The sequence below is a fragment of the Pseudomonas sp. FG29 genome, assembly GCF_057809355.1.
The window spans coordinates 173274-192188 of the sequence record NZ_JBMDJU010000004.1 but is presented as its reverse complement, the minus strand read 5'-3'; the positions used below and the strand labels follow the sequence as shown (position 1 = coordinate 192188).

The window sequence follows — 18915 nt, the reverse complement described above, 5'->3', positions numbered from 1 at the left end:
CGGCGAAAATGAATTCAGGACGCCAGGGGCGCCACCTGCCAACGTCCATCGCGCAGCGTCAGCAGGCGGTCACAGCCTGCTTCGCGCGCATCCGCCTCGCTCTGCCCGGGCAGCGCCTGTACCACGCGCTCGCCCTCACCACGCAGACGACGAACGGCCTGCCACAGATAGAGATCATGATTGTCTGGCGCCCAGACGCCGCTGACCGTTTCGTCCAGACGCATATCACCCAGGGTCACCAGGGTCTTCAGGTCGGTGGAGAAGCCGGTCGCCGGGCGGGCGCGGCCGAAAACGGCACCGGTATCGTCGTAACGACCACCCTGAGCGATGGCACCACCCTCGCCCGGCACGAACGCGGCGAACACCACGCCCGTGTGGTAGTTGTAGCCACGCAACTCACCCAGATCGAAATACAGCGGCAGCTCGGGATAACGCAGCTCCAGCGCGTCGGCGATCGCCATCAGCTCGTCCAGTGCGGCGTGCACGGCCTCCGGCGCCTCGACCAGAGCGGCTTGCGCCAGATCCAGCACTTCGCGGCCGCCACAGAGTTCAGCCAGCGAACGCAGCATGCTGCCGAGACCTGCAGGCAAGCCCGAGGTCAGCGCCTCGATCTCGTCCATGGCCTTGCGCTGCAGCGCATCGAACAGCTGCTGCTCGGCTTCGCCGGAAAGTCCGGCAGCCTGTGCCAGGCCGCGGTAGATGCCGACATGCCCGAGATCCATGTGCACATCAGGTACGGCCGCCAGCTCCAGGGTTTCCACCAGCAGGCTGATCACTTCGATATCGCTGGCCGGGCTGGCATCGCCATACAGCTCGGCGCCCAACTGGATCGGGCTGCGCGAGGTGGTCAGCGCGCGCGGTTTGGCGTGCAGCACGCTACCGGCATAGCACAGACGGCTCGGCCCTTCGCGACGCAGGGTGTGCGCGTCGATACGCGCCACCTGCGGCGTGATATCGGCACGAAAGCCCATCTGCCGCCCCGATAACGGGTCGGTCACCTTGAAGGTACGCAGGTCGAGATCCTGTCCGGCACCGGTCAGCAAGGATTCCAGGTATTCGATATGCGGAGTGACGACGAACTCGTAACCCCAGCGTTGAAACAGATCCAGCACCTGACGGCGGGCTGCCTCGATGCGCGCCGCCTCCGGCGGCAGTACTTCTTCGATGCCATCTGGCAGCAGCCAGCGGTCTACCGTTGCCATTTCGCCATTCCCCTCTCGATCCGGGCGGCACAAGCCTTCAGTGAAGCAAATAAAGGAGCGCTGTTCCCAGCAACATGCTGGTCAGCCCCATCAGGCGCAGTCGGCGGTCGGGCAGGCGAGCTGCCAATACAACCGCTCCACGCCATTGGCGCGGATAGAGGAAGGGCAGGATGCCTTCCAGCACCAGTACCAGACACAGTGCGATGCCGAGTTCCTGCCACATGATTCCCACAGACGCAAAAAAGCCGGGATTTTCCCGGCTGCCGCATGATACCACGCTAAAACATTCAGGCCACAAGCTTGAAGCGACAAGTGAACACCAGGCGTCACTTGTCGCTGTCTAGACGAGCTCAGGGCTTGGACTTCTCCAGATAACGGAAGAAGTCGCTGCTCGGGTCGAGCACCAGCACGTCACGCTTGTCGGCGAAGCTCTCGCGGTAGGCTTTCAGGCTGCGATAGAAGCCATAGAACTCCTGATCCTGACCATAGGCCTTGGCATAGATAGCAGCCGCCTGGGCGTCACCATCACCGCGCAACTCTTCGGACTGGCGATAAGCCTCGGCGATCAGAACACGGCGCTGACGGTCAGCATCGGCACGGATACCCTCGGCCAGCTCACGGCCCTTGGCACGGTGCTCACGCGCCTCACGCTCACGCTCGGTGCTCATGCGCTCGAACACACTGCGATTGACCTCGCGCGGCAGATCGATGGCCTTGACCCGCACATCCACCACCTCGATACCCAGCTCACGCTCGGCAGCACGATTGAGGGTTGCGGTCACGTCCGACATCAGTGCATCACGCTCACCCGACACCGACTCGTGCAGGGTGCGCTTACCGAACTGGTCACGCAGCGATGCCTCGAGACGACGCGCCAGGCGCTCGTCAGCCACTTGCTTCATACCGGAGGTTGCCTGGTAGAAACGCTCGGCATCCTTCACTCGCCACTTGGCATAGGCATCGACCATCAGCGCCTTCTTCTCCAGGGTGAGGAAGCGCGAGGACGTCGAGTCCAGCGTCAGCAGGCGACCATCGAAGATACGCACCTGGTTGACGTAAGGGATCTTCATATGAAGACCCGGTTGCACGTCAGGATTGACCACACGGCCGAACTGCAGCAATACCGCACGCTCGGTCTGCGCCACGATGTAGAAACTGTTCCATGCCACCAGGGCCAGAACCACGGCCACGATCAGGCCGATCAGGGACTTGTTGCTCATCAACGGCTCTCCCGGCTACGCAGGTTACGTTGGGACAGATCGCTGCTCGCAGGTACGGCTGGATCGCGGGCCATGTTGCCAGTGCCACCCGCCTGGCTGGCGCTGGAGGAACCGGCACGGCTGTCGATCATCTTGTCCAGCGGCAGGTAGAGCAGGTTGTTCTGCCCCTTGTCGCCGGTGACCAGCACCTTGCTGGTGTTGCTCATCAGCTCCTGCATGGTGTCGAGGTACAGGCGCTCGCGAGTGACCTCGGGTGCCTTGCGGTACTCGGTCACCAGCTTGGTGAAGCGGTCAGCCTCACCCTGAGCACGGGCAATGACCTCATCACGATAACCGTTGGCCTCTTCCAGCATGCGCTGCGCCTGGCCGCGCGCCTCTGGAATCACACCGTTGGCATAGGATTCAGCCTGGTTCTTCTCACGCTGCTCGTCTTCACGCGCACGAATCACGTCGTCGAAGGCTTCCTGCACTTCACGCGGCGCAGCAGCACTCTGGATGTTGACCTGAGTGACGGTGATACCCGTGGCGTAGTTGTCGAGGAAGCGCTGCAGGCGCTCACGCACCTCGCTGGCCATCAGCTCACGACCTTCGGTGAGCACCTGATCCATCTCGGTGGAACCAACCACGTGACGCACGGCACTGTCGGTAGCGTGCTGCAGGCTGACCTCGGGCTGATCAACGTTGAGGACGAAATCCTTCAGATTGCTGATGCGGTACTGCACCGTCAGCGGCACCTCGATGATGTTCTCGTCCTCGGTGAGCATCGCCCCCTGCTTGCTGTAGGCACGCTCGCGGGTGACGTTCTCCTGATACTTGCGATCGAACGGCGGGAAGTAGATGTTCAGGCCCGGGCCGACAGTCTCATGGTACTTGCCGAAGCGCAGCACCACGGCCTGCTCCTGCTCGTCGACGACATAGATGGCGCTGTACAGCCAGATCACGGCCAGCAGGCCGAGGCCGACCAGCAGCAGGCCGAAGCCACCGCCGCCACTGCGACCGGAGTCGCCGTCGTTCTGCTTCTTGCCACCGCCGAACAAGCCATTGAGGCTCTCTTGCAACTTGCGGAACGCTTCGTCGAGGTCTGGCGGGCCCTGCCGACCACCGCCTTTTTTGCGGCCGCCCCAAGGGTCTTGATTGTTCGAGTTTCCACCCGGCTCATTCCAAGCCATAGCGTTCTCCGTACTGATAAAGCGAAGGCGCGCCCACGGCGCGCCGGCCAATGCTACCCAAAGCCCTGTATCGACAGCAAAGCAAGCGTCCCAGGCTTTATTGCAAAGTATGTTGCTCGATGAACGCCTGTGGCTCCAGACCTTCACGACTGACCAGACGATTGAGCTCAACCCTCGGCAGCCTTACCGACAACAGACTCTGCCCCTGTTCATCATGCCCTTCGTTCTGCACCGCTCCGAGAGCGAAGAACTGCGCTCGCAGGCGCCCGAGTCGTTGCGGCAACTGCAAGGTACCGACGAACAGATCGTCACCGAGCAGCTCTGCCACTGCCTGTCGCAGCAAGTCCAACCCACGCCCTTCACGCGCCGACAGCCAGACACGCACCGGCTTGCCGTCACCATCACGCTGGATCTGTGGCTCGACACCTTCCAACAAATCCAGCTTGTTGTATACCTCGAGCATCGGCAGCTCATGAGCGCCGATTTCCTGCAGGACGTTCTGCACCTGTTCGATCTGCGCCATGCGCTCGGGCTCATGGGCATCGATCACGTGCAACAGCAGGTCGGAATTGCTCGACTCTTCCAGCGTAGCGCGGAAGGCCTCGACCAGCTTGTGCGGCAAGTGACGAATGAAGCCCACGGTATCGGCCAGAACGATCGGCCCGAGATCATCCAGCTCGAGGCGACGCAAGGTCGGGTCGAGCGTGGCGAACAACTGGTCGGCCGCGTACACCTCAGAAGTGGTCAGGGCATTGAACAGCGTGGACTTGCCGGCGTTGGTGTAACCCACCAGCGAAACCGATGGAATGTCCGCACGCTTGCGCCCGCGACGCGCCTGCTCACGCTGGCTGCGCACCTTTTCCAGCTTCTGCTTGATCTGGCGAATACGCACGCGCAACAGCCGACGGTCGGTCTCCAGCTGGGTTTCACCCGGGCCACGCAGACCAATACCGCCCTTCTGCCGCTCGAGGTGAGTCCAGCCACGTACCAGGCGCGTGCTCATGTGGTCGAGCTGAGCCAGCTCCACCTGCAGTTTGCCTTCGTGGGTACGCGCACGCTGGGCGAAGATATCGAGAATCAACCCGGTGCGATCGAGCACACGACACTCGAAAGCGCGTTCGAGGTTGCGTTCCTGACTGGGCGTAAGGGTGTGATTGAAGATGACCAGATCAGCCTCGAGGGCCTTGACCTGATCGCGCAGCTCTTCGACCTTGCCGCTACCGATGAGGTATTTGGCAGTCAGTCGAGTGCTGGGGACACTGAAGAAAGCGGCCATGTCAGCACCTGCCGACATGGCCAGTTCCTGAAACTCCTGGGGATCTTCGCTCGCCTCGGAGTCCTGGCCCTCCAGATGCACCAGAATGGCCCGTTCACCGCCTTCATGACGTTCGAAGAACAATGCAGCCCCCTAATCAGGCGTTACCCAGATCACCCTCGCCCTGCTCGGAATCACCTGCGCTGGGCAGACGAACCGGACGGCTCGGCACGACGGTGGAAATGGCATGTTTGTAGACCATCTGGCTGACGGTGTTCTTCAGCAGAATGACAAACTGGTCGAAAGATTCGATCTGGCCCTGCAGCTTGATGCCGTTGACCAGATAGATGGAAACCGGGACGCGTTCCTTACGCAGGGTATTGAGGTAAGGGTCTTGTAGCGAATGCCCTTTTGACATGTGCCGCACTCCTTTCGAGGATCAAATTTCAATAGTTTTAGTAGGTGAACAATGGCTTCAGGTCGCCCATCTTCTAGGATAGACGGCAAGCGGCAAGGTCTCATTCCAATATGGAGACGCTCGCCAGGTATTTCAAGGCGCGAGGCAGATTGTCGCAGGCCAGGCTGTCCAGCCACTGCAGATCGCCCCAGCCACGCAACCAGGTGAATTGACGCTTGGCCAACTGACGCGTCGCGATGATGCCGCGCTCGGTCATTTCTGCCCGGGACAGCCCGCCATCCAGATACTCCCAGACCTGGCGATAGCCCACCGCTCGTATAGACGGCAATCCCGCGTGCAAGTCACTTCGCTTGCGCAAGGTTTCGACCTCTTCGATGAAGCCCTGTTCCAGCATCGCGTGAAAACGTTGCGCGATACGTGAATGCAGAATCTGCCGTTCGACCGGAGCGATAGCAAGCTGCGCAACAGTATAGGGCAATTGTCCTGAACCGAGCGTGTCTGAGTCGGGGTTTCCAGCTTGCTGCCGGCGACGATGCTCGCTCATGCTCAGGCCGCTGACGCGATACACCTCCAACGCCCGCACCAGACGCTGCGGATCATTGGGATGAATACGCGCCGCCGACTCGGGATCGACCTCAGCCAGCTCGCGATGCAGCGCATCCCAGCCCTCCACCGCAGCGCGCGACTCCAGTTCGGCACGCACGGCCGGATCGGCGCTGGGCATGTCGGCCAACCCCTCGAGCAAGGCCTTGTAATAGAGCATGGTGCCGCCAACCAGCAGCGGGATGCGGCCACGGGCGGTACTTTGCGCCATCGCCACCAGAGCATCGGCACGGAAATCTGCTGCCGAGTAACTTTCAGACGGGTCGCGAATATCGATCAGAGCGTGAGGAAACTCGGCAAGCACGGCCTTGTCCGGTTTGGCCGTGCCGATGTCCATGCCTCTATAGACCAACGCTGAGTCGACGCTGATCAGGTCGCACGGCAGCACGCGCGCAAGCTCCAGGGCCAGATCGGTCTTGCCGGCGGCGGTCGGCCCCATCAGAAAGATTGCGGGAGGAAGGGAAGACATCGGCATGACTCGAAACACGAAAAGGAAGAAGCCCTGACGACAGGGCCTCAGTAGTTCAATTACTGGCCGCGCATGAACAATTTGTCGAGCTGATCCATGCTCAGCTGCGTCCAGGTCGGGCGCCCGTGGTTGCACTGGCCGCTACGCTCGGTCTGTTCCATGTCGCGCAGCAGTGCGTTCATTTCCGGCAGGGTCAGCCGCCGATTGGCACGCACGGCACCGTGACAGGCCATGGTCGCCAGCAACTCGTTGAGGTGGGCCTGGATGCGGTCACTGGTGCCGTATTCGAGCAGGTCGGCAAGCACATCGCGCACCAGTTGGGTGGCCTGTGCCTGCTTGAGCAACGCCGGAATCTGACGAATCGCCAGGCTTTCCTCACCCAGACGCTGCAGCTCGAAGCCAAGGCGCTGGAACCAATCGGCGTGTTCCTCGGCACAATCGGCCTCACGCTGACTCAAGGCAATCGACTCCGGCACCAGCAGCGGCTGGCCGCGCAATCCTTCGCTGGCCATGGCCTGCTTGAGGCGCTCATAGGTGATGCGCTCATGCGCGGCGTGCATGTCCACCACGACCATGCCCTGGGCGTTCTCGGACAAGATGTAGACACCCTTGAGCTGCGCCACCGCATACCCCAGCGGCGGTATGTCGCCCTGCTCCTGCGGCAAGGCCTGCATCGGCGCCGTAGGCAGGGGCGCGTAATAATCCCGATAAGCCGCCTGCGCCTCGGCAGCCGGCACACCTGAATTGCTGACAGAGGCCTGATAACCCGCACCAGCACCTCGCCAAGCCGGCTGAGGGTTGGCCACCGGAGCCTCCAGCACGCTGGCTGCGAGCCCCATTTCACCCTGAGGGCCGAACTCACCCGCCGCCGCACCGGTTGCACGCACCACCGGCGCCACGGCAGCCGGCGCCGCAACCTGATCGTCAGGACGCACATCAGCCAGCGCTCGGTGCAAGGTGCCGTAGAGGAAGTCGTGCACCATGCGGCTATCGCGAAAACGCACCTCATGCTTGGTCGGGTGCACGTTGACGTCGACCGTGCTCGGGTCGATCTCGAGAAAGAGCACGAAGGTCGGGTGCCGACCGTTGAACAGCACGTCGCGATAGGCCTGACGCACGGCATGGGCGACCAGCTTGTCGCGCACCATGCGGCCGTTGACATAGAAATACTGCAAATCCGCCTGGCTGCGTGAGAAGGTCGGCAACCCGACCCAGCCCCACAAACGCAGGCCGCCACGTTCGATCTCGATGGGCAACGCCTGTTCGAGAAAGGCCGGGCCGCAGACCGAAGCCACACGCCGCGCGCGGGTCATTTCATCACCCGCCTCATGCAGAGCGAACACGGTCTTGCCGTTGTGGCGCAAATGGAAGGCCACATCGAAACGCGCCAGGGCCAGGCGCTTGATCACTTCCTGCAGGTGATCGAATTCGGTTTTCTCGGCGCGCAGGAACTTGCGCCGCGCCGGGGTATTGAAGAACAGGTCTCGCACTTCCACCGAGGTGCCGACCGGATGCGCCGCGGGCTGCACACGCGGCTCCATGTCGCGTCCTTCGGTCTCGACCTGCCAGGCCTGCTCGGCATCGGCCGTGCGGGAGGTCAGGGTCAGGCGTGACACCGAGCTGATCGAAGCCAGCGCCTCACCACGAAAGCCCATGCTGAGCACGGCCTCGAGGTCTTCCAGTTCGCGGATCTTGCTGGTGGCATGACGCGCCAGCGCCAGCGGCAGGTCATCCGGGGCAATGCCACTGCCATCGTCACGCACCTTGAGCAGCTTGACGCCACCCTGCTCGACTTCGACGTCGATACGCCGGGCACCTGAGTCCAGGCTGTTTTCCAGTAACTCCTTGGCGACCGAGGCCGGGCGTTCGACGACCTCACCGGCGGCAATCTGGTTGGCCAGGCGCGGGGTCAGCAGGTGGATGCGACTTGGTTCACCCATCATTGAGCAGCCAGCGCAGTGGCAGGAATCTGCAGGGTCTGGCCGACCTTGATCACGTCACTATTGAGGTTGTTGGCGCTGCGCAGGGCCGACAAGCTGACCTGATAACGCTGAGCGATCAGCGCCAGGCTTTCACCGGACGACACCCGATGCTCGCGCGGGCCGATGGCCAGCTTGCCCTCGTCACGCAGCCAGGCGACGTACGTTCCTGGTGGTGGATTCTCGTGGAAGAACTGCTTGACCCCGCTGGTGATGGAACGCGCCAGCGCCTGCTGGTGACCGGAGCTGTGCAGCTTCTTGGCTTCATTAGGGTTGGAAATAAAGCCGGTTTCCACCAGGATCGAGGGAATATCAGGCGACTTGAGCACCATGAAGCCCGCCTGCTCGACACGCCGTTTGTGCAGCGGCGTGACGCGGCCGACGTTGTTCAGAACTTTCTGGCCGACGTTCAAGCTGGATGTCAGCGACGCGGTCATGGACAGATCCAGCAGCACCCCGGCAAGCATCTTGTCCTTGTCATCGAGGCTGACGTTGCCCGCGCCGCCGATCAGGTCAGACTGGTTTTCGGCGTCGGCCAGCCAGCGCGCGGTTTCCGAAGTGGCACCGCGCTCGGACAACGCATACACCGAGGCGCCGAACGCGGACGAACGCGGCGCGGCATCGGCATGGATGGAGACGAACAGGTCAGCGCCCTTCTTGCGGGCGATCTCGGTGCGTTTGCGCAGCGGGATGAAATAGTCCCCGGTGCGCACCAACTCACCCCGGAAACCCTTCTCAGCATTGATCTGCCGCTGCAGTTCCTTGGCGATGGCCAGGGTCACGTTCTTCTCGTATTGCCCCTTGACCGGGGCCAGCGCGCCCGGATCCTCACCGCCGTGTCCGGCATCGATGGCGATGACGATGTCACGCTTGCCACTGGGCACAGGGGTGAGTTTTGGCGGTGCCTGGGTCGGGGTCACCGGCAGTGGCGGCTCGCTGGCCACCGGGGTCGGAGGCTGCGTAGCCGATGCTGCCGCACTGGGCTGATCGAACAGATCGACGACCAGGCGATTGCCATATTGCTGATTCGGCGCCAGGGAGAAGCTTTTCGGCGTGACCGCGGCGGAAAGATCGATCACCACGCGCAGGTTATCTGCATCACGTTGCGCCGAGCGGATGCTGGTGATCGGGGTATTGGCAAGCGAAAGCTGTTCGAGGTTGGTCGCCAGCTTGGCTCCGGAGATATCGATGACGATGCGATCCGGCGCGGCGAGCGTGAACACACTGTGCTGAACCGGGCCGGACAGGTCGAACACCAGGCGGGTGTTGTCCGGCGCGCGCCACAGACGCACGCTGCGCACATCGGAAGCAGCCAACGCCTCGGCAGCCAGGGCCGCCCACAACAGCATCACAGCGGTAACCAGCGCGCCTATGCGCATAACCAACCCCATCGAATCTTCTCTATATCTTGCTGGCCAGCGCGTTGCACCAGGCATCCCCGCGTGCCCCATGCCCTTGCAGCAATAGCGAGCGGCCGCTCGCTTGGGGGCTAATGGTAATGTCCATGTCCGGCTTTGGCAAAACGCCCGCACCACGCTGGGGCCACTCGATCAGGCACAAGGCATCGCCTTCGAAGTAATCGCGAATGCCGAGAAACTCCAGTTCCTCCGGATCGACCAGGCGATACAGGTCGAAGTGAAAGGCTCGCACATCGCCGATCTCGTAGGGTTCCACCAGGGTGAAGGTCGGGCTCTTGACCGCCCCGGCATGCCCCAGGCCGCGCAGAATGCCGCGTGACAGCGTGGTCTTGCCGGCGCCGAGATCACCGTGCAGGTAGATGATACCGACGCCACCACTGACCTCGGCCAGGCGCGCTCCCAGCTCCAGCATGGACGCCTCGTCGGCGGCCTGCAGCCTCAATTCAGACAAGGACAGAACTCCTCCAGTAATAGACGAATGGTTGTCGGCAGATCAGCCGCTGCCAGACCGCGCCCCTGTGCGCCCAGTTGCTCACCGGCGCCGGCATGCAGCCATACGGCCAGGCACGCGGCCTCAAAAGGCTGCATGCCTTGCGCCAGCAACGCACCGACCAGACCGGCCAGCACATCGCCCAGCCCGGCTCCGGCCATGGCGGGATGCCCGCGATCACAGAGCGCCAGGCGACCATCAGGCGCGGCAATGAGGCTGCCGGCGCCCTTGAGCACGACAACCAGGCCATAACGTGCGGCCAATTGGCGGGCGGCGTCTGGACGGTCGGACTGCACCTCGGCGGTAGAGATCCCCAGCAGACGTGCCGCCTCCCCCGGATGCGGCGTGATCACCCCGAGCACCGGGGCGCGACAACGCCCGGCGGCCAGCAGATTGAGCGCGTCAGCGTCCCACACCTGCGGCATCTCGGTGGCGGCCATCACCGACAGCAGGCCGAGGCTCCAAGCGCCCTGCCCCAGGCCGGGCCCAACCACGCCGACATCGGCGCGCTGCGCCAACGGCAGCAACTGATTGGCGGAGAGCATGCCCTGGGTCATGACTTCCGGCCGGCGAACCAGGGCCGCCGCAACATGCTCGCTGCGTGTCGCCAATGACACCAGGCCGGCACCGGCACGCAGCGCACTTTCCGCGCTGAGCAGCCCCGCGCCGCCCATCCCCAAGTCGCCTGCAACCACCAGCACATGGCCGCACTGGCCCTTGTGCGTGGTAGGCGAGCGCGGCGCCAGACGCGGCAACACGCCAACGTCCAATCGCTGCGCCACACTCGGCGCCTGTGCCAGCAAATCGGGTTCACCCTGCAGATCATCGAATTGCAACGTACCGGTGCAGGCTGGCCCTTCGCCCGTCAGCAGGCCGATCTTCAAAGCAATGAAGGTCACCGTCAGTTGCGCGCGCACCACGCTGCCGAGCACGGCACCGGTATCGGCATGCAGGCCGGATGGAATGTCTACCGCCAGCACAGGCAGGCCACTGGCGTTGATGGCGGCGATGGCTGCGGCATAAGGCTCACGCACGACACCACTGAGGCCAGTGCCCAGCAACGCGTCGACCACAACACCCGCCTGAGGCAGATCGGCCCGCCAGGACAGCACCTGCACGCCCGCCGCCACGGCCTCATCACGCGCCAGCGCAGCGTCGCCAGCCAGCCGAGCAGGATCGCCGACAGCCAACACACGCACACGCCAGCCGGCACGCTGCGCCAGCGCGGCGATCAGGTAACCATCACCCGCGTTATTGCCGCATCCGGCGAACACGGTGACCTCACCCGCGTCGGGCCAGCGCCTGCGTAGCGCACGCCAGGCAGCATGGGCGGCACGGGTCATCAATTCGAAGCCGGGCGTGCCGGCGGCGATCAACTGAGCATCGAGCTGACGTACCTGTTCGGCACTGTGCAGGCTGCAAGGTAAGGACGTGGATTGCGGATGCATGGCTCGCTCGCGGCGGATGTCTGGCAGAATTATACGCACCTCCACCGTCCGCGCCCGCCCCATGTCCTTATCCAACCTCGACCTCGATACCCTGGCACAGTCCATCAAGGACTGGGGACGCGAGCTGGGCTTCCAGCAGGTCGGCATCGCCGATGTGCAGTTGGGTGAGCACGAAGCGCACCTGCAGCGCTGGCTGGACGCCGGCTTCCAGGGCGAGATGGACTACATGGCGGCCCACGGCAGCAAGCGTTCGCGCCCGGACGAACTAGTGCCAGGCACCCTGCGCGTGGTGTCACTGCGCATGGACTATCTGCCCGGCGACACGCAGATGAGCCAGCGCCTGACCCAACCCGAGCAGGCCTATATTTCCCGCTATGCCCTGGGCCGCGACTATCACAAGCTGATCCGCAAGCGCCTGCAGCAACTGGCCGAGCGCATTCAGCAGGCCATCGGCCCGTTCGGTTATCGCGCCTTCGTCGATAGCGCGCCAGTGCTGGAAAAGGCCATCGCGGAGAAGGCCGGGCTCGGCTGGATCGGCAAGAACACCCTGGTACTCAACCGCAAGGCCGGTAGCTGGTTCTTTCTCGGCGAGCTGTTCGTCGACCTGCCGCTACCAGTGGACGCCGCCCACGGCAGCGAGCATTGCGGGCGCTGCAGTGCCTGCCTGGATATCTGCCCGACCGACGCCTTCGCCGGGCCTTATCGCCTGGACGCACGGCGCTGCATCTCCTACCTGACCATCGAACTGAAAGGCCCGATCCCAGAGGAGTTGCGTGCGCCCATCGGCAATCGCGTGTTCGGCTGCGACGACTGCCAGATCGTCTGCCCGTGGAACCGGTTCGCCCGACCGACCGAACAGGACGACTTCCAGCCGCGCCACGGCCTGGACAATGCAGGCCTGGCCGAGCTGTTTCTATGGACGGAAGATGAGTTCCTCAGCCGCACCGAGGGCTCGCCACTGCGCCGCGCCGGCTACGAGCGCTGGCTGCGTAACCTGGCGGTCGGCCTGGGCAATGCACCCTCGACCATTGTGGTGCTGGAAGCGCTCAAGGCGCGCCGCGAGCATCCCTCGGAGCTGGTGCGCGAGCATGTGCAGTGGGCGCTCAACCAGCATGAGAAAATCAGCAGCAAGTAGAGGCCTTATAGCCCGGCACGCATGACACGCCGGGCTCGCTCATTCACACCTTGAGGAAGTGCTGGCGGTAATGCCGCAGCTCGGCGATGGACTCACGGATATCGTCCAGCGCCTGGTGGGTGGCGGTTTTCTGGAAGCTGTCCTTGACCTCGGGCGCCCACATGCCGGCGAGAATCTTCAGTGTCGACACGTCCAGGTAGCGGTAGTGGAAGTAGGCTTCCAGCGCCGGCATGTACTTGTAGAGGAAGCGTCGATCCTGGCCGATGCTGTTGCCGCAGATCGGCGACTTGCCTTTCGGCACCCACTGCTCGAGGAAGGCGATGGTCTGCGCTTCGGCCGCCGCGGTGTCGATGCGGCTTTCGCGCACACGCTGGGTCAGGCCGCTCTGGCCATGGGTACGGGTGTTCCACTCGTCCATGCCGGCCAGGGTTTCGTCGCTCTGGTGGACGGCGATCACCGGGCCTTCGGCCAGCACATTCAGCTCACTGTCGGTGACGATGGTGGCCATTTCGATGATCACGTCGCGCTCCGGCTCCAGGCCGGTCATTTCCAGGTCGATCCAGATCAGGTTGTTGGGGTTCTGCATGATGGGAGGCTCCTTGGCTCAGGCGCCCAGTCTAGCGGATATCCACCCCCTTCATCTGCCACAACAGCAACTGAGTCTGCCGCCCTTCGTTGATGGCGAGTGCACGATCAGTCGGCACACCGGGAATTTCGAAGCTGTTGCTGATCAGCCAGCTCCCAGGCTGCATCTCGGCTTGCGCCTTGGCCCACAGGCGCGGCATGGGCACCGGCGAGAGAAAGCAATAAACGACATCGAATGCCGCCAGATCCACCTGCCAAAGGCTGACGTAGCGAATCTGGCAGTTGTCCTGCAGCAGACAACGCAGCCATGCGCAGAGAAATACCAGCGGCGCGGTCTCCACCCCGACGAACTGCCCGCGCGGAAAGCGTCGCGCCAGCGCCAGCAAGGTGCCGGCGGTGCCACACCCCAGGTCGACGAAACGCAGCGGCGGCTCGCATTCGCTCAAGAACAACTGCAGTTGCTGTTGCGCGCGACGCCCCGTCAGATACAGCGGCACCTGCTCGCGCAGGCTGTTCCAGTTGACCAGCAGCAACACGACGAAGCCCAGCAGGTAGACCCAGCCCGGCAACCCGACCTGCTGCGCCACGAACAGCGCCGGCAGGAAGGCGAAGTTGATCCATGACCACCAGCGCGACAGCCCCAGGCGCCAGCCGATCAGCGCTGCCAGCGCCCCCTGCAGCAAGGCCACCGAGAACAGCGACAGTCGCCACGGCAGCAGCGCCAGCAGATAGACCGTCACCACCACCAGCGCGAGCGCAATGCCCTGCGCCAGCAGCGCGCGCAACAGCGGTAAGCGAATGAAGGCTGAATGTGCGTCGTTGTGCATGGTGCAGTCCAGGCGGGAGGAGAGCGAATGGGCAGCGAGCCGCCATGCTAAACTCGCCGCGACAGACACTCCACCACCCGGATGCTCCATGGCCAAACGCCAACTCAACCGCCGCCAGAGCTGGCGCATCGAAAAGATCCAGGGCGAGCGCGCTGCCCGCGCCGCCAAACGCGAATCGCGGGCCGTCGAGGCACTGGAAGGTGGCGACCTGGGCCCGGAGCAAACCGGCCTGGTGATCGCTCACTTTGGCGTTCAGGTGGAGGTCGAGGCGCTGCAGGGCGAAAGCATCGGCCAGGTGTTTCGCTGCCACCTGCGCGCCAACCTGCCGGCACTGGTGACCGGCGATCAGGTGGTCTGGCGCGCAGGCAATCAGGGCGATGGCGTGATCGTCGCGCAACTGCCGCGCAACACCGAGCTGTGCCGCCCGGACATGCGCGGCCAACTGAAACCGGTGGCCGCCAACGTCGACCAGATCGTCATCGTCTTCGCGCCACTGCCCGAGCCGCACGCCAATCTGATCGACCGCTACCTGGTCGCTGCCGAGCACGCCGGTATCGAACCGCTGCTGCTGCTGAACAAGGCCGACCTGATCGATGCCGGCAACAGCCAGGCGCTCAATGCCCTGCTCGGCGTCTATCGCCAGCTCGGCTATACGCTACTGGAAGTATCGGCCCACCAGGGCGACGGCATGGAGCAACTGAAGAAACGCCTGGACGGCCACGTCAGCGTCTTCGTCGGCCAGTCCGGCGTGGGCAAGTCGTCGCTGGTCAACGGCCTGCTACCAGGCGTCGACACCCGCGTCGGCGCACTGTCGGAACTGACCGGCAAGGGCACTCACACCACCACAACGGCCCGTTTGTTCCACTTCCCCGGCGGCGGTCAGTTGATCGACTCCCCCGGCATCCGCGAGTTCGGCCTCGGCCATGTCAGCCGTGATGACGTGGAGGCCGGCTTCATCGAATTCCACGACCTGCTCGGCCGCTGTCGCTTCCGCGACTGCAAGCATGACCGCGAACCCGGCTGTGCGCTGTTGCAGGCACTGGAGGACGGCCGCGTTCAGCCGCAGCGCATGGCCAGCTACCGGCACATCATCGCCAGCCTGCCCGAAGACGATTACTGACGATTAAGCTGGTCGAGCGGGCTCTTGCTGCTCTCGAAGATATTCAGCCGCTGGCGCAACTGATCCGCCGGCAAGGCGTCAGCATCCGGCGCGCCACTGGCCGGCGTGGCGCCGTCCGCGCCAGCGGGTGCAGCTGGTGCCGCACCACCCTCGGCGGGCGGTGTGTCACCGCCCTGCTCACCTTCGATGTCGCGCTGGGCACGCTTGGTCAGCACGACGATATCGATACGGCGGTTGACCGGATTGAGCGGATCTTCGCGGTCGAACAACGCCGACGAGGCATAACCCACCACGCGCGCCACCTGCTCGTCCGGGTAGCCACCGGCGACCAGCGTACGCCGCGCAGCATTGGCACGGTTGGCCGATAGCTCCCAGTTGCCGAAATCTCCGCGCCCGGAAAACGGCTTGGCGTCGGTATGGCCGCTGACGCTGATCTTGTTCGGCACTGCCTTGATGGTATCGGCCATGGCCAGCAGGATGTCTTCGAAGTAGGGCTGCAGCTCGGCACTGCCGAGGGCGAACATCGGCCGGTTCGCCGCATCCATGATCTGAATGCGCAAGCCATCCTGGGTGATCTCGAACAGGATCTGATCCTTGAAGCGCTGCAGCTCCGGATTTTCCTCGACCTTGTTCTGCAGTTCCTGCAGCAAAAGCTCCAGACGCTCGCGCTCCATCTTGTCAGCCAAGGTCTCGACCTGATCGGCACTCACTGCCGTCTCGTCCGGCTGACTTTCCGGCGTTTCGGAGATGTCCGGGTTGAGCGTGCGCTCCGGTGCTGGAGTCGGCGTGCCTCCCAGATCGATGGCGTAGGGGCTGGCGCTTTCGGTGAAGCCGATCGGATCCTGGAAGTAGCCGGAGATCGCGCGCTTCTGCTCCGGCGTGGCCGAAGACATCAGCCACATCACCAGAAAGAACGCCATCATGGCCGTGGCGAAGTCGGCGAAGGCGATCTTCCAGGCACCGCCATGGTGCCCGCCCGCGGTCTTCTTGACCCGTTTGACGATGATGGGTTGGTTGTTTTCCATCGCTTAGCTGCCGCGCATGGCCTGTTCGAGCTCGCTGAAGCTCGGACGATGCGCCGGGTACAGCACCTTGCGACCGAACTCCACCGCCAGGCTCGGCGGCATGCCCGACGCCGAAGCCACCAGGCTGGCCTTGATCGCTTCGTAGAGGTTCACCTCTTCCTTGGCGTCATGTTCCAGCGCCGCCGACAGCGGGCCGAAGAAGCCGTAGGACGCGAGAATGCCGAGGAAGGTACCGACCAGCGCGGTACCGACCTTTTCACCGATCTGCGCGTTGTCCGCCTCGGCCAGGATCGACATGGTGATCACGATACCCAGTACCGCTGCCACGATCCCCATCGCCGGCATACCGTCAGCGACCTTGGCCACCGCATGAGCCGGGTGCTCCAGTTCTTCCTTGAGGCTGGCCAGCTCCATGTCGAACAGGCCCTCCAGCTCATGCGGCGCCATGTTGCCGGACGACATGATGCGCAGGTAGTCGCAGATGAACGCGGTCATCCGCGCATCCTTGAGCACACCGGGGTATTTGCTGAAGATCGGGCTGGCGTTGGGATCCTCGACGTCGGCCTCGATGGCCATCATGCCTTCGCGCCGGCTCTTGTTGAGGATCTCGTAGAGCAGCTTGAGCACCTCGAGGTAGTAGGTGTGGGTGAAGCGCGTGCCGAACATGCTCAGCGACTTCTTGAACACCAGCATGAACATGCTGCCCGGGTTGGACTGCAGGAACGCACCCAACGCCGCACCGCCGATGATCATGACCTCGAAGGGATGCACCAGGGCCATCAACTGACCACCAGACAATATGAACCCGCCGAATACGCAGCCGAAAACGACGATGATGCCTATGATTTTTGCCATAAAGGAACGCTTGTAGAGCCAGGAAAACGGGTTATTAAAAACAGCTCTTCTAATTATCGGAACTTATACGCCAGACTATAGCCAGTTAAGGTCAAAAGCCAGTTTGGCTCAACTTCACCATGCCGATCACCACGCCCATGCCACGCAGTCTCGATGCCTGGTTGCAACAGCTGGGCCAACTGTGCCTGCCAATCGAGCAGGAACAGCACACTCGCCTGCGTCGTACGCTCAGCGACGGGCGCAAGAACTGGCGCGACATCGCCGACCAGATCGAACTCTGCCCCACCTTCGCCCTGCAAGTGCTGCGCGAGGCCAATCAGTCCTCCAGCAGCCTGAGCGAACCCGCGGACAGCCTGGAGATCGCGCTGGCACGCCTGGGCCTGAAACGCTGTGAAGCCCTGCTGGCGCAGACACCGGCGCTCCCCGAGGCAGAGATTCCCCTAGCGCTGCGGCAGATCCTGCTGATCAGCCGCCATGCCAGCCAGCAGGCACGCGGCCTGTTCGGCTCACGCCTGGCGCGGCTCTGGAGTGAACTGCATGGTTGCAGCCTGCTGTTTCTTGCACCCTTGTGGCCACTGCTCGGCAAATACCCGCATCTATTCGAAACCTGGGAACAGCGCGTACTGGTCAAGGGCGAAGCACCGGCCAAGGTCGAGCGCGAGCTTCTCGGCGTGCCCCTGATTCAACTGTGCCTGAAGCTGGCCGAACGCTGGCGCCTACCGGAATGGATCGTGCGCAGCTATCAGTTGCTGGCGCGCGACCGGCGGCAACTGGTCAAGGCGCTGCACATCGCGCGCGACAACGAACACCCGCTGCACCAACAGCAGATGCTGGACGCCAACGTCCCCTTGCGCCACTGGCTCACCCATCCCGGCAACTGCGTGCTGCTGGCCAATGGCCTGGCCGTGTCGGCGCACCAGGCGTGGAACACCGACCACAGCCTGCGCTGGCAGCGTCTGGTAGGCCTGTATTTGCAGATACCACTGAGCGAGGTGCAGCAGGAAGTGCACCAGCACGCCGTCAGCAGCGCCCGCCTGCTTCATGACCCGGCCCTCTGGCATCCGGCGCAGTCGCTACTCTGGCCCTGGTCGGCGCGCCGCCTGCGACCCAGCAAAGCCGCAGAACGCCCCTCAACACCACCGGCGCTGGAGACCTGGCGCCAGCACTGCAAGCGCCTGCTCGCCGAGCCGAGCGACTTCCCCAACGTGCTGCAACTGACCGCCTGCGCCCGCGACGCGCTGCAGGACTGCGGCATGCAACGCGTGCTCCTGCTCCTCGCCGACCGCCAGCACAGCCGCCTGCAGGTTCAGCAGATAGCTGGCCTGGATAAAGCCGCCCTGGCTCTGAGCCTGGATCCGAGCAATAGCCAGATCCTCCGGCGCCTGCTTGCCCAACCCGGGCAACTGCGCCTGAGCCCGGAGAATGCGGCGCAGTATTCGGCACTGCTGCCGGGTAGCCTAAAAGCCCTGTTCCCCAGCGAACATCTGCTGCTGCGCTCGATTGCCAGCAACGGCCGCGTGGTCATGCTGGTGGCCGCCGATCAGGGCGGACGAGCGTTCAACGACATCAGCCTGCAGGCCTTCACCAAGACGGTGCAGTGCATCGAGCGCGCGCTGAGCCATTTTGCCAAGCGCCCGCGCTGACGGCAGAGAGCACCTGCATCCGGGCTTTCCGCTACAATCCCCAGCTTTCCAATC

Annotated in this window: 18 protein-coding genes; 3 read left to right on the top strand and 15 right to left on the bottom strand. The window is 63.6% G+C overall.

Translation table 11 applies throughout. From position 1 onward, the window contains the following. Positions 1–14: 14 nt before the first annotated feature. The 11 genes from ACODS1_RS07495 to ACODS1_RS07445 form a co-directional block, all read right to left on the bottom strand. On the bottom strand, positions 15–1202 hold the full coding sequence (locus ACODS1_RS07495; protein ID WP_489085135.1) for an ATP phosphoribosyltransferase regulatory subunit: 1188 nt from the start codon (positions 1200–1202) through the stop codon (positions 15–17). A 37-nt stretch (positions 1203–1239) separates the two neighbouring features. Next, entirely contained in the window at positions 1240–1425 is a 186-nt protein-coding gene (locus tag ACODS1_RS07490; RefSeq protein ID WP_489085134.1) for a DUF2065 domain-containing protein, read from the bottom strand. A gap of 127 nt (positions 1426–1552) precedes the next feature. Beyond that, complete coding sequence (hflC, locus tag ACODS1_RS07485; RefSeq protein WP_489085133.1) at positions 1553–2422, bottom strand: protease modulator HflC; 870 nt, start codon at positions 2420–2422, stop codon at positions 1553–1555. Beyond that, a complete protein-coding gene (hflK, locus tag ACODS1_RS07480) occupies positions 2422–3591 on the bottom strand; it encodes an FtsH protease activity modulator HflK (protein WP_489085132.1) in 1170 nt (389 codons plus the stop codon). The genes hflC and hflK overlap by 1 nt, the downstream gene beginning before the upstream one ends. A gap of 97 nt (positions 3592–3688) precedes the next feature. Beyond that, entirely contained in the window at positions 3689–4990 is a 1302-nt protein-coding gene (hflX, locus tag ACODS1_RS07475; protein WP_322979762.1) for a ribosome rescue GTPase HflX, read from the bottom strand. A 13-nt stretch (positions 4991–5003) separates the two neighbouring features. Beyond that, positions 5004–5264 carry an RNA chaperone Hfq gene (gene hfq, locus ACODS1_RS07470; protein WP_159970151.1) on the bottom strand — a complete coding sequence of 87 codons (261 nt, stop codon included), beginning with the start codon at positions 5262–5264 and terminating at the stop codon, positions 5004–5006. A gap of 100 nt (positions 5265–5364) precedes the next feature. Further along, positions 5365–6336, bottom strand: coding sequence for a tRNA (adenosine(37)-N6)-dimethylallyltransferase MiaA (gene miaA, locus ACODS1_RS07465; RefSeq protein ID WP_489085131.1), 972 nt, complete (start codon positions 6334–6336; stop codon positions 5365–5367). Between the two features lie 59 nt (positions 6337–6395). Further along, positions 6396–8276, bottom strand: a complete 1881-nt coding sequence (gene mutL, locus ACODS1_RS07460; RefSeq protein WP_489085130.1) for a DNA mismatch repair endonuclease MutL — start codon at positions 8274–8276, stop codon at positions 6396–6398. Beyond that, a complete protein-coding gene (locus ACODS1_RS07455; protein ID WP_489085129.1) occupies positions 8276–9706 on the bottom strand; it encodes an N-acetylmuramoyl-L-alanine amidase in 1431 nt (476 codons plus the stop codon). The genes mutL and ACODS1_RS07455 overlap by 1 nt, the downstream gene beginning before the upstream one ends. 10 nt (positions 9707–9716) lie before the next feature. Continuing rightward, the gene (gene tsaE / locus ACODS1_RS07450) at positions 9717–10184 is read right to left on the bottom strand and encodes a tRNA (adenosine(37)-N6)-threonylcarbamoyltransferase complex ATPase subunit type 1 TsaE (protein WP_322979765.1); all 468 of its coding nucleotides are present in this window, start codon (positions 10182–10184) and stop codon (positions 9717–9719) included. Continuing rightward, positions 10172–11671 (bottom strand): NAD(P)H-hydrate dehydratase, encoded by a 1500-nt coding sequence (locus tag ACODS1_RS07445; protein ID WP_489085128.1) that lies wholly within the window; start codon positions 11669–11671, stop codon positions 10172–10174. The genes tsaE and ACODS1_RS07445 overlap by 13 nt, the downstream gene beginning before the upstream one ends. A gap of 61 nt (positions 11672–11732) precedes the next feature. On the opposite strand from ACODS1_RS07445, the gene queG reads away from it, so the two are divergent. Next, positions 11733–12806 (top strand): tRNA epoxyqueuosine(34) reductase QueG, encoded by a 1074-nt coding sequence (queG, locus tag ACODS1_RS07440; RefSeq protein ID WP_489085127.1) that lies wholly within the window; start codon positions 11733–11735, stop codon positions 12804–12806. A gap of 43 nt (positions 12807–12849) precedes the next feature. Here the strand turns inward: queG and orn are convergent, their stop codons facing one another. Together orn and ACODS1_RS07430 are read right to left on the bottom strand one after the other, a co-directional pair. Next, positions 12850–13392 (bottom strand): oligoribonuclease, encoded by a 543-nt coding sequence (gene orn / locus ACODS1_RS07435; RefSeq protein ID WP_489085126.1) that lies wholly within the window; start codon positions 13390–13392, stop codon positions 12850–12852. Positions 13393–13423: 31 nt separating this feature from the next. Then, the gene (locus ACODS1_RS07430; protein WP_489085125.1) at positions 13424–14218 is read right to left on the bottom strand and encodes a class I SAM-dependent methyltransferase; all 795 of its coding nucleotides are present in this window, start codon (positions 14216–14218) and stop codon (positions 13424–13426) included. Positions 14219–14306: 88 nt separating this feature from the next. Between ACODS1_RS07430 and rsgA the strand changes: the two genes are divergently transcribed. Then, positions 14307–15338: a small ribosomal subunit biogenesis GTPase RsgA gene (rsgA, locus tag ACODS1_RS07425; RefSeq protein ID WP_322979770.1), complete on the top strand. Its 1032-nt coding sequence runs from the start codon at positions 14307–14309 to the stop codon at positions 15336–15338. Here rsgA and motB read toward each other — a convergent pair. Continuing rightward, the gene (gene motB / locus ACODS1_RS07420) at positions 15332–16363 is read right to left on the bottom strand and encodes a flagellar motor protein MotB (protein WP_489085124.1); all 1032 of its coding nucleotides are present in this window, start codon (positions 16361–16363) and stop codon (positions 15332–15334) included. The two genes, rsgA and motB, sit on opposite strands and share 7 nt — an antisense overlap. 3 nt (positions 16364–16366) lie before the next feature. After that, on the bottom strand, positions 16367–17218 hold the full coding sequence (gene motA / locus ACODS1_RS07415; RefSeq protein ID WP_322979772.1) for a flagellar motor stator protein MotA: 852 nt from the start codon (positions 17216–17218) through the stop codon (positions 16367–16369). A 119-nt stretch (positions 17219–17337) separates the two neighbouring features. Here motA and ACODS1_RS07410 point away from each other — a divergent pair, with 119 nt between their 5' ends. After that, complete coding sequence (locus tag ACODS1_RS07410; protein WP_489085123.1) at positions 17338–18861, top strand: HDOD domain-containing protein; 1524 nt, start codon at positions 17338–17340, stop codon at positions 18859–18861. Positions 18862–18915: the final 54 nt, after the last annotated feature.

Coding starts and splice junctions, on each gene's coding strand:
- ACODS1_RS07495 (WP_489085135.1), bottom strand. CDS start 1,202: ATGGCAACGGTAGACCGCTGGCTGCTGCCAGATGGCATCGAAGAAGTA.
- ACODS1_RS07490 (WP_489085134.1), bottom strand. CDS start 1,425: ATGTGGCAGGAACTCGGCATCGCACTGTGTCTGGTACTGGTGCTGGAA.
- hflC (WP_489085133.1), bottom strand. CDS start 2,422: ATGAGCAACAAGTCCCTGATCGGCCTGATCGTGGCCGTGGTTCTGGCC.
- hflK (WP_489085132.1), bottom strand. CDS start 3,591: ATGGCTTGGAATGAGCCGGGTGGAAACTCGAACAATCAAGACCCTTGG.
- hfq (WP_159970151.1), bottom strand. CDS start 5,264: ATGTCAAAAGGGCATTCGCTACAAGACCCTTACCTCAATACCCTGCGT.
- miaA (WP_489085131.1), bottom strand. CDS start 6,336: ATGTCTTCCCTTCCTCCCGCAATCTTTCTGATGGGGCCGACCGCCGCC.
- mutL (WP_489085130.1), bottom strand. CDS start 8,276: ATGGGTGAACCAAGTCGCATCCACCTGCTGACCCCGCGCCTGGCCAAC.
- ACODS1_RS07455 (WP_489085129.1), bottom strand. CDS start 9,706: ATGGGGTTGGTTATGCGCATAGGCGCGCTGGTTACCGCTGTGATGCTG.
- ACODS1_RS07445 (WP_489085128.1), bottom strand. CDS start 11,671: ATGCATCCGCAATCCACGTCCTTACCTTGCAGCCTGCACAGTGCCGAA.
- queG (WP_489085127.1), top strand. CDS start 11,733: ATGTCCTTATCCAACCTCGACCTCGATACCCTGGCACAGTCCATCAAG.
- orn (WP_489085126.1), bottom strand. CDS start 13,392: ATGCAGAACCCCAACAACCTGATCTGGATCGACCTGGAAATGACCGGC.
- ACODS1_RS07430 (WP_489085125.1), bottom strand. CDS start 14,218: ATGCACAACGACGCACATTCAGCCTTCATTCGCTTACCGCTGTTGCGC.
- rsgA (WP_322979770.1), top strand. CDS start 14,307: ATGGCCAAACGCCAACTCAACCGCCGCCAGAGCTGGCGCATCGAAAAG.
- motB (WP_489085124.1), bottom strand. CDS start 16,363: ATGGAAAACAACCAACCCATCATCGTCAAACGGGTCAAGAAGACCGCG.
- motA (WP_322979772.1), bottom strand. CDS start 17,218: ATGGCAAAAATCATAGGCATCATCGTCGTTTTCGGCTGCGTATTCGGC.
- ACODS1_RS07410 (WP_489085123.1), top strand. CDS start 17,338: ATGCCGATCACCACGCCCATGCCACGCAGTCTCGATGCCTGGTTGCAA.